The following is an 8468-nucleotide window of genomic DNA, read 5'->3' as shown; positions in this document are numbered from 1 at the left end:
TAAATAATACAAAAGCTTATATAAATAATTTTTAAAAAGTATCTTAAGTAGTATTGGAGGTAATAAAATGAAAAAAATATTTATTGTATTCTTAACATTGATATTGGCAATTTCTATGTTTGTATCACCTATGTTGGCGACAGAAAATACGCCGCCTGAACTTGAAAATGGAGTTTTATTGTACACTTTCAAGAATAATACTTTTTCGTATAAATTTCAAGTAGAGTATAAAGATGCAGATGGAAATATGCCTAGGTATATGTTTGTATTCATAAATGGATCAAGAAGAGAAATGATTAAAGTCGATGAAACAGATAATAATGCAAAGGATGGAATATTGTATATAGTACCCATGTACGAAGATGAACTTTTTAAACTAGCTCCAAAAGCTAAGGAATGGCAGATTGAATACTGGTTTAGAACAAATGATGGGAAAGGCCCTGTAATAACTAAAGCTTCAAACCTGTTTGTATTGGATACTGAAACAATGGGGCTCATTACAAGTAACTCTGCAGGTGGCGGGTCATCTGGCGGTACTGGAACTGGATGTGGCTGTGGCAAGTAAAAGGAACCAATAATTTTATATATCTTTTTTTTAAACCAATGACAAGGTGAAATTATGGAGTTCTATATTTTCATAGCGATTGTTATAGGATTAATAGCATTATTTTCTATAATAGAAGGACTTAGCAGAAAAAAAGATACCTTGAGTAAGCCTCCTTTAAAAGGCAACGAAAGAAATACGCAGTATGTACCCGAATCAATTCCAAAAAAATAAAATATAATAATTATTTTTTTACTCTTTTCTTATAGTATTTCACTATGAAATAAATTAATCCAAGTAAAATCACTATGGGTATAAAGAATCCGCCTAGTATTATTATGCCTGCTACTGAAACTATGAATGCATCTATAGCTCTATCCAAAGCATTCTTTATCCCCAATTCGTGGGCAATCTTTTCAGGTTCGTATACATTTATATAAAATGTACCAAAGGTTGTTGTATTCTCCAGATATTTTATCCTTCCTTCATAGCTTTCTATTTCACCTCTAATTCTTCCAAGTTGAATTTCAATTGCAAGGACATCTTGTACATCCTTAGCCATATCGAGAAGTTCTGTATATCTTTTCTCCTGATTTTTCAAGTTTTTCAATCTTGCTTGCAAATCTATGTATTCTTCGGTAACATCGTATGCTGAAGTTTCTTTAGATTTAATCTTACCAATTTGATTTAATGAATCTCCAAATTCTTCAAATCTTCTTTCGGGCAGCCTTACTGTAATGTTACCTCTTTTAGTGTCTGTGTCTGATGTCCACATATTTGAGTTTGTTACATATCCTCCGAAACTACTAGCCAATTCTTTAATTTTGGAAATAGACGAATCAAAGTTATCAACTTCTATATTTGCATTTCCATTTTTAACAACTTTTCGATCATTTGAGTTTAATTCACGTGATTCAGTATAATTCTGGGCAACTGTTTTTGGATAAACATCACTTGCAGGGGAACTGCCATATCCTGGGGAATAAGCAATTCCTTCATCATATATGCTTCTTGAGTATAGACTTGAACCTAAAAATATAGTCCCTATTAGAAATCCAGATATTAAGATTGCAATTATACCAATTACACCAAGTATAATAAAAGATTTTTTCATTTCATCACCAATATATGGTTATTATCGCCCATATTTATATATTTCGATATGGTTCAATTTATATTGAACCTTTATTATGTAATTTTAAAGCCTTAAAAAAATATTCAGATATAGTCTCACCAATTATTTTTACCAGAATATCCTTATCTTCAGTATAAGCAAAAGCTCCAAGAGATATCTTCGCTGCGGCAAAATTCATGTGCCCACCTGCAGATCCCATTTTAGAAAAAGCTTTGATAATTATCTTACTAATATCAATCACTTGATCTCTTGATCTAGCAGATACATATACATGGTCTTCAATTATCCCAATAACTAAAGACACCGTAATACCTTCTAGCTTCAATAATAAATCTGCGGATTGAGATAATGATTCCTTTTGTTCTATATGCCCGACATTGGAAATAACGTACTTGTCATATATCTTTTTGTTATTAATCGCCTTAGACAAGACGTCGAGAGTAATTGAAGAAATATTGGGATTTTCAATAATGTTCAAAAGTTCTTTATTGATCTTAGGTTTTAAATAATATACTGCTTCGGTATCTTCCTTTTCAAAATTTCTTTTAAAGTTATTAGTATCCACAAGAATTCCGTACATTAATCCTGTGGCCAATTGCTCATTTAATTCGATACCAAAATCTCTCAAATATGAAGTCATAATTGTAGCAGTTGCTCCAACTTTGGGCCTTATATCTACCAGTTCTGCGTCCATTTTTTCTTCTTCGGTATAATGATGATCAATTATAATGTTTGGTTTTATTTCTAAAGGAAATATGGTCGTATTAGAAAGATTTGGCATATCAATCAATGCAATTTTATCATATTCTCTTAGGATATACTTTTTATGATCTGCTATCTTTTTGAAATCCCATTTTAAAAGCTCAACCATAAGTTTGTTTCCTTCGTGGCCAATCTCGCCCCCATAATAGATGTCTGTACTTACCTTCATACTTTCAGCAATTGCTTTGAGGGCATAAGCACTTGACATTGCATCTGGATCTGGATTGTCATGCATAACTATTGCTAGTGACTTGGATTTCTCAAGAATTTTTTTTAATATATCTTTATTTCTCCAATAAGTTGACAGCTCAAGCTGATTAATTATTATTTGTGCCATTGACCTATCTGGGGTAACTACAAAATCAGCCCCCATTTTTTTAAGCCCCGATATATGCTCTGAACTAGGGGCATTAACAATAATCAATGCTTCTTTATTGAGTTCTCTTGAAATCTTCAAAGCTTGGATATTCACCTTGTGATCGGACGTAGTTATAATTATCTCTTTGAATTTTGAGATATTTATGTCTATAAGATTCAATGATTTAGTAAAATCAAAAAGATAAGTTTTGCATCCAATACTTTCTGCCCTACTCAAGGCTTGCATGTTTTTATCTAGAACAACTACATCTTTGTCTCTCTTTTTAAGTACTAAGGACACAGCATATCCAATCTTACCAGCTCCAAAAATAAGAGACATAAGCCTAATTATAAGGGGAAATATATATCCTTTACTGATTTAACCAAAATAATTATAAATGATACTATTATTTACCTGTTGAGGTATGTCTTTGGAAGGTTCAGTAGACGATGAAATCATAAGAATTTCAAATGAATTGAAGGCGATGGAATCTGAGGCGGAATCCTACAAAAAAGATCTTTTGGCCTTAAAGCAAAAAAGAGATGAGAAAAATGCTCAAGTATCTGATCTAATCAAGAAAGGTAAGGAAAACAAGGAACTTAGGGATAAAGCTAACGAAGAAACAAAAAAATACAAAACTTTGCGAGAAGAAAATAGTTCAAAATTAAAAGCAATCTATGACTCTTTGAATAGGATAAAAGAAGCTACAAAGAACAAGGATATAACTTCTTCTTCAGAAATTGAAAAAAAGATAGATAATATCGAATGGAAACTTGAAACAGAAGTTCTTTCATTAGATAAAGAACGTCAACTAGTTGACATGATTAAGGAATTAAAAAAGAATCTTAAAGAATCTAAAAATTATGAAGAGCTTTCTAAAGAAGCTCACTTTTCTCGAAAAGATTTAGACACGTTGAAAAAAAATTCTGAGGAATACCACAAAAAAGTTTTGGAACTATCTGATGAATCCACTAAGTATCATGAGCGTATGATCTACTATTTCAATAGTTCTGAGGATATAAAAAAAGAAGCCGATAACATACACAAGAACTATCTTGAAAAGAAAAAAAATGTTGATGAACTTTACGATAAAATAAGAGAACTAAGGGCTAAAATCAAGGGATTAGAGATCAATTCAAGAAAAACTGAGAAGCAGGAAAAAGAAAAAAAGATAAAAGAAAAGAAAAAAGAGTTATCAAAGAAAAGTGAGGATATCTTAGAGAAATTTAAAAATGGAGAAAAACTCACCTTGGAAGAACTGAAGATTCTTCAAGCGGGAGGAAATATTTGATAGTAGAAATATCTTTTGTCCCTATTGGAGTTGGAACATCTCTTAGTACATATATAGCTAAAGTTATTAAAAACATAGAAAAAAGTGGATTAAAGTATCAGCTCACTTCTATGGGAACAATTGTAGAAGGAGAGTGGAACGAGATATCTAAATTAATTGATAACTCACATAATTTATTATTTGAAATGGGAATAGAAAGAATTATAACTAACATAAAGATTGATTATAGGCTAGACAAGAAGTCTTCCATGCAAGATAAAATAGACTCAGTCAAAAAGAAGATGGTAGAAACCGATGTTTGAGAAGAAAATATTGGTACTTTCAGTTGATAGGGATAATGATCTGGGAGTAAAAACAGGTATTCAAGGACCTATAATAGGAGAAAAAAATATCCTAAATGCAGCAATGGAACTCGGTACAGCTGACCCTACTGAATCTGATACAAATGTTCTTTTTAGGGCAATACAAGTTTATCGAAAACTAAAAAAAGAGGATACCCCTTGTGAAGTTGTAGCACTTACTGGAGATATCGATGTTGGTGTAAAATCTGACATAGTACTATCAGATCAACTTGATCACGTTCTTAAAAAAATAAAGATTAAGGGAGTAATTCTTGTAACAGATGGGCGAGAAGATGAAAATATTTTACCAGCCATTCAATCAAAGGTATCTATAATATCGATAGATAGAATAGTTATACAGCAAAGCGAAACAATTGAAGAAACTTATTTTATTCTTCACAGATACATAAAAGAGATCATGGAAGATCGAAAACTTGCAGGGCTTATGCTAGGAGCGCCTGGATTAGTTTTCCTACTTTTTGGGGCGGCTTTTTTATTGGGAAAACCACAACTAGGGTGGTTTGGATTTTTATTTATCATTGGGATATACTTATTTTTCAAGGGATTTGGAATTGATAATTTCTTAAAGAAAGAATTTTCTCCGAAGAGAGTTGGATTTGTTTTTTATCTTATCGCAGTATTATTGGGCATTGTCGGAGTATGGCAGAGTTATTATTATCTTCTTCAATTTCCAACTTGGCAAAGTATACCTTTAGTAATAGCAACAATTCTATCAAGAATAGAACTCATATATGTTGCTTTTGCAATAGCTATGTTTGGTAGATTCATAGAAGCTTACTCCACTAATAAGAAAGAGGTAATAAGTACACTTGCGCTAACATTTTTCACAGCAGTATTTTCATTTATATTGTATCAGTCGGCCAATTTTATCCTAGGTTCAATATCCTTAGAAATTCTAATGATTTATTTAGTCATAGCCGGTGGATTGGCAATCTTATTCATGAGACTAACTGGGAAATTAAGAATAAAAATTACGCCTGAGGCCTGCAGTTAGCAAGTTCTTGTAATTTTTCTATGCCACTTTCCATACCAATACCATAGAGTATGTCCCCCTCGTGAACTTTGAAATTCTTCTTTGGGGAATAAATATACTCTTTACCCCTCTTTATGAGAAATATGTAAATTCCAGTTTTGCTTTGCAATTTAATTTCTTGAAAAGTTTTATCTATAATAATCGAGTTTGAACATATTTTTACTCTGGCAATTATTTGATCAGTTTCTTTCATTGCCTCTTTGAATATTGGGTGAGCATCTATTCCTCTAGTTACAATATCCGCTATTTCTGAAGCTGCATCAGCAATGGCTTCAGTTGCTTCAGTTATATGGATCAGACTTAGTAGATCTTCAGGGTTACTAACCTTAGAAGCTTTTTCAAGTATTTTTCTACCCATTTCATAGTTCAGTTTATCCACAATCTCTTCAAGTTCCATTACTTCCTCTGCGATGTATTTATTATTATATAAAAGAGCAGTATATGATAGTGCAACCATTAGTTCTGAATTATTTTTCATTTGAGTTAAGATATCTGCCATGCCAGCTTCCATTATATCACCACTTTGTTTTAATTCCACTACATATACTCTTCAATATTTCAAGGCCAGTGTTGCTACCTCTTGCAATTAGTACATCCCCTTCTTTAATAACAAAACCCTTTGAAGGATTATATTTGATAGAGTCTTTTCTTTTTACAGCGATTATATAAGTGCCTATTTTAGACCCTAGTTCCGCTTTTTTCAGTGTCATGTGGGATATTATTGATTTAGGCGATACTTCATATTTTTCTATCTGTTCTTCAGCGTCTTCAAGAGCCTCATAGACTATTGGATGTATTTTCATGTCTCTTAAGATAATATTGGATAAATCTCCAGCTGCATTTGATATTTTTTCAGAAGCTGAGGCAAATTGCAAAACAGCAGAAATTCTTTCTGCGTCTTCAACACTCCTTGCAGCAAGCATCGCCGTTATCCTTATTCTATAATTTAATTCATCCATTCTGCTCTCAAGTTCAGTTACATCTTCTGCTATTTCTTTATTTTTGAAAAGTATTGAAGAATAGGCTAAATCTACCATTAACTCAGAGATATCTTTCATCTCAACTAAAAGATCTTTTACGCTCACTGGCTTATACTTAAAAGGTCTTGATATTTTCCGTCTTTTGGGCATTATTTTTCTCTCCTAAAAGAGTCTAAACAGGCTTATTATACTTAATATTTAAGGATTTCGAATATATTTATAAATTCCTAGATTTAGATTCTATAGGGCCTGTGGTCTAGTGGATATGGCGCAGGGCTTCGGACCCTGAGAACGTGGGTTCAAATCCCATCAGGCCCGCTATATTAGTTCTTCTTTTGTTGCAATAATATCTAAATTTTCTTCAAGTTCTTTTATCTTCTTTTTGTCCTTAATTAAGCTACCAATTATAAGAGAAAATATTGCAACACCTAGTGCATTTGACAAAGTCATAGGTATTACTACAATTTTTACTACTTCTAACGCTTGGTCAAAAGGTTTTGCAAGGACTAAAGTAATCCCCATATGGTATAGTTCAATTAAAGCTGCAATAATAGTTGCATTATATGCTCCGACAAATTCTTTATTATTGTACCTGTATATTAATCCCCCAATCAGGCCTGCTGAAAAAGTTGCAATTGAACAAGGAAGCGCAGTAAAACCCCCTCCAAAGTATCTGTTTACTCCTCCAATTAATCCCGCGCCAATACCTATTACAGGCCCACCTATAAGGCCTGCAACAAGTGGCCCTATATCCCGAATATTTGCTATAGCACCTGAAGAAAGCTTTACTCCAGAATAATTTCCAAATATTGAAAAAGCTCCAAATAAGAGAATCATAATAATTTGATTTTTATAAGTGAATTTTTTTTCTATTACAACTTGCTTAACATGATCAAAAGAACTTACAACTACTGCGATTACAGTTACCATAACGGATACTTCATTTATTAACAAAAAGAGCATATCGATTATTTCTTCAGGATACACAGGCATAAACAAAGACGTATCTTTAAAAATCTTATTGTAAATCTTGCGCATTTCGTAATGAAAACTTAAAAAAGATAATATTTAATGTTATTCAATATTATAAATTTTAGTTATCATTAATCTATATTTTTGTGTTAAGCAATGCAATCTTTTCAAATATCTTTTTTTCTGTTTCTAAATGATTATTGATATCTTTTATTTCAAAATACCCTATTATGAAATCTTTATCATATTTTCCGGGGGCAACAGACTGGCCTAAAATTTGAGTAATTTTATCTTTATTTTCTTCATTAGTTATTATTCCTATTCTATTAAATCCATTCTTAATGCCAAAAGTTAGAGCTTTAGATATCTGTTTTTCTCCTGACAATCTGATCAAATATTCAAGTGAAAAGTCTTCAGCAAAATTTGATTTATTCTTAAATGCTTGAGTTGTTTGGTATAACGCCATAGATATATGATTAAATCCATAAGACTTACTTTCATCAAAAATAGCAAGCGCTCCATTTTTCTTTAAGATCTCAACTAGAGTTACTGCATCATTAATTTGGGATTCAAATACCAGTAACATGATTATACTATATTACCTTTTCTTAAAAAATTATCGTTGTGCATTGTTAATAAAGTTTATAATTGGTAATACTTTATGGAAATCTAAAAGAAGTATTGTTTATCATTATTAACCGAAAACTATATATATTAGTTAACAAAATTAGTATTTACTGGATAACCCACATGAAAGACAATGATTATCCATAATGATAATCCGTGAGCGATATTACAATACCACTATTGAATTATCCAGACAATAGGTATGAAGTGTCTATATAATATATTAATAATATTATGGGGGTATAAGGATAATACAAGAAACACATCAGGAAGATACCCAGATAGGTTATAAGAGATATCTGGATAACCGAAACTCTTATATATATGTATCTCCTAGATATTATACAGATGCTAGAGGGACACTAATGAAACTCATATCAGTACAAATACCAGAAGCATATATG

Annotated in this window: 11 protein-coding genes and 1 tRNA gene; 6 read left to right on the top strand and 6 right to left on the bottom strand. The window is 31.7% G+C overall.

Annotated features, from left to right (window positions below):
- Nucleotides 1-67: 67 nt before the first annotated feature.
- Both KO464_00060 and KO464_00055 read left to right on the top strand, forming a co-directional pair.
- Nucleotides 68-565, top strand: coding sequence for a hypothetical protein (locus KO464_00060; GenBank protein ID MCC7571767.1), 498 nt, complete (start codon nucleotides 68-70; stop codon nucleotides 563-565).
- A gap of 54 nt (nucleotides 566-619) precedes the next feature.
- A complete protein-coding gene (locus KO464_00055; protein ID MCC7571766.1) occupies nucleotides 620-778 on the top strand; it encodes a hypothetical protein in 159 nt (52 codons plus the stop codon).
- 10 nt (nucleotides 779-788) lie between these two features.
- On the opposite strand, the gene KO464_00050 is transcribed toward KO464_00055, so the two are convergent.
- Both KO464_00050 and KO464_00045 read right to left on the bottom strand, forming a co-directional pair.
- On the bottom strand, nucleotides 789-1658 hold the full coding sequence (locus KO464_00050; GenBank protein MCC7571765.1) for a DUF4349 domain-containing protein: 870 nt from the start codon (nucleotides 1656-1658) through the stop codon (nucleotides 789-791).
- A gap of 58 nt (nucleotides 1659-1716) precedes the next feature.
- A complete protein-coding gene (locus KO464_00045; protein MCC7571764.1) occupies nucleotides 1717-3138 on the bottom strand; it encodes an NAD-binding protein in 1422 nt (473 codons plus the stop codon).
- A gap of 91 nt (nucleotides 3139-3229) precedes the next feature.
- On the opposite strand from KO464_00045, the gene KO464_00040 reads away from it, so the two are divergent.
- Genes KO464_00040 through KO464_00030 form a run of 3 tightly spaced genes read left to right on the top strand, consistent with a single transcriptional unit; the run spans nucleotide 3230 to nucleotide 5446 of the window.
- Nucleotides 3230-4090, top strand: coding sequence for a hypothetical protein (locus tag KO464_00040; protein MCC7571763.1), 861 nt, complete (start codon nucleotides 3230-3232; stop codon nucleotides 4088-4090).
- On the top strand, nucleotides 4087-4392 hold the full coding sequence (locus KO464_00035; protein ID MCC7571762.1) for an MTH1187 family thiamine-binding protein: 306 nt from the start codon (nucleotides 4087-4089) through the stop codon (nucleotides 4390-4392). The genes KO464_00040 and KO464_00035 overlap by 4 nt, the downstream gene beginning before the upstream one ends.
- Nucleotides 4385-5446 (top strand): DUF373 family protein, encoded by a 1062-nt coding sequence (locus tag KO464_00030; GenBank protein MCC7571761.1) that lies wholly within the window; start codon nucleotides 4385-4387, stop codon nucleotides 5444-5446. Before KO464_00035 ends, KO464_00030 begins: the two co-directional genes overlap by 8 nt.
- Here the strand turns inward: KO464_00030 and KO464_00025 are convergent.
- Together KO464_00025 and KO464_00020 are read right to left on the bottom strand one after the other, a co-directional pair.
- Complete coding sequence (locus KO464_00025) at nucleotides 5424-5996, bottom strand: hypothetical protein (GenBank protein MCC7571760.1); 573 nt, start codon at nucleotides 5994-5996, stop codon at nucleotides 5424-5426. The two genes, KO464_00030 and KO464_00025, sit on opposite strands and share 23 nt — an antisense overlap.
- A gap of 4 nt (nucleotides 5997-6000) precedes the next feature.
- Nucleotides 6001-6615 (bottom strand): potassium channel protein, encoded by a 615-nt coding sequence (locus KO464_00020; GenBank protein ID MCC7571759.1) that lies wholly within the window; start codon nucleotides 6613-6615, stop codon nucleotides 6001-6003.
- Nucleotides 6616-6710: 95 nt separating this feature from the next.
- Here KO464_00020 and KO464_00015 point away from each other — a divergent pair.
- A tRNA-Arg gene (locus KO464_00015) sits at nucleotides 6711-6783 on the top strand.
- On the opposite strand, the gene KO464_00010 is transcribed toward KO464_00015, so the two are convergent.
- Both KO464_00010 and KO464_00005 read right to left on the bottom strand, forming a co-directional pair.
- Nucleotides 6784-7452, bottom strand: coding sequence for a hypothetical protein (locus KO464_00010; GenBank protein ID MCC7571758.1), 669 nt, complete (start codon nucleotides 7450-7452; stop codon nucleotides 6784-6786). It lies immediately after the preceding tRNA gene.
- Between the two features lie 121 nt (nucleotides 7453-7573).
- Nucleotides 7574-8023 carry a hypothetical protein gene (locus KO464_00005; GenBank protein ID MCC7571757.1) on the bottom strand — a complete coding sequence of 150 codons (450 nt, stop codon included), beginning with the start codon at nucleotides 8021-8023 and terminating at the stop codon, nucleotides 7574-7576.
- Between the last annotated feature and the right edge of the window lie 445 nt (nucleotides 8024-8468).

The organism is Methanofastidiosum sp. (genome assembly GCA_020854815.1).
GTDB lineage: Archaea > Methanobacteriota_B > Thermococci > Methanofastidiosales > Methanofastidiosaceae > Methanofastidiosum.
Note: the sequence above shows the minus strand (reverse complement) of the source record. Positions and strands in the feature narration are given on the sequence as shown.

Bases quoted from the DNA above. Each gene is read 5' to 3' on its own strand.
- KO464_00030 (MCC7571761.1), top strand. From the start codon at position 4,385: ATGTTTGAGAAGAAAATATTGGTACTTTCAGTTGATAGGGATAATGAT.
- KO464_00060 (MCC7571767.1), top strand. From the start codon at position 68: ATGAAAAAAATATTTATTGTATTCTTAACATTGATATTGGCAATTTCT.
- KO464_00050 (MCC7571765.1), bottom strand. From the start codon at position 1,658: ATGAAAAAATCTTTTATTATACTTGGTGTAATTGGTATAATTGCAATC.
- KO464_00020 (MCC7571759.1), bottom strand. From the start codon at position 6,615: ATGCCCAAAAGACGGAAAATATCAAGACCTTTTAAGTATAAGCCAGTG.
- KO464_00025 (MCC7571760.1), bottom strand. From the start codon at position 5,996: ATGGAAGCTGGCATGGCAGATATCTTAACTCAAATGAAAAATAATTCA.
- KO464_00055 (MCC7571766.1), top strand. From the start codon at position 620: ATGGAGTTCTATATTTTCATAGCGATTGTTATAGGATTAATAGCATTA.
- KO464_00045 (MCC7571764.1), bottom strand. From the start codon at position 3,138: ATGTCTCTTATTTTTGGAGCTGGTAAGATTGGATATGCTGTGTCCTTA.
- KO464_00005 (MCC7571757.1), bottom strand. From the start codon at position 8,023: ATGTTACTGGTATTTGAATCCCAAATTAATGATGCAGTAACTCTAGTT.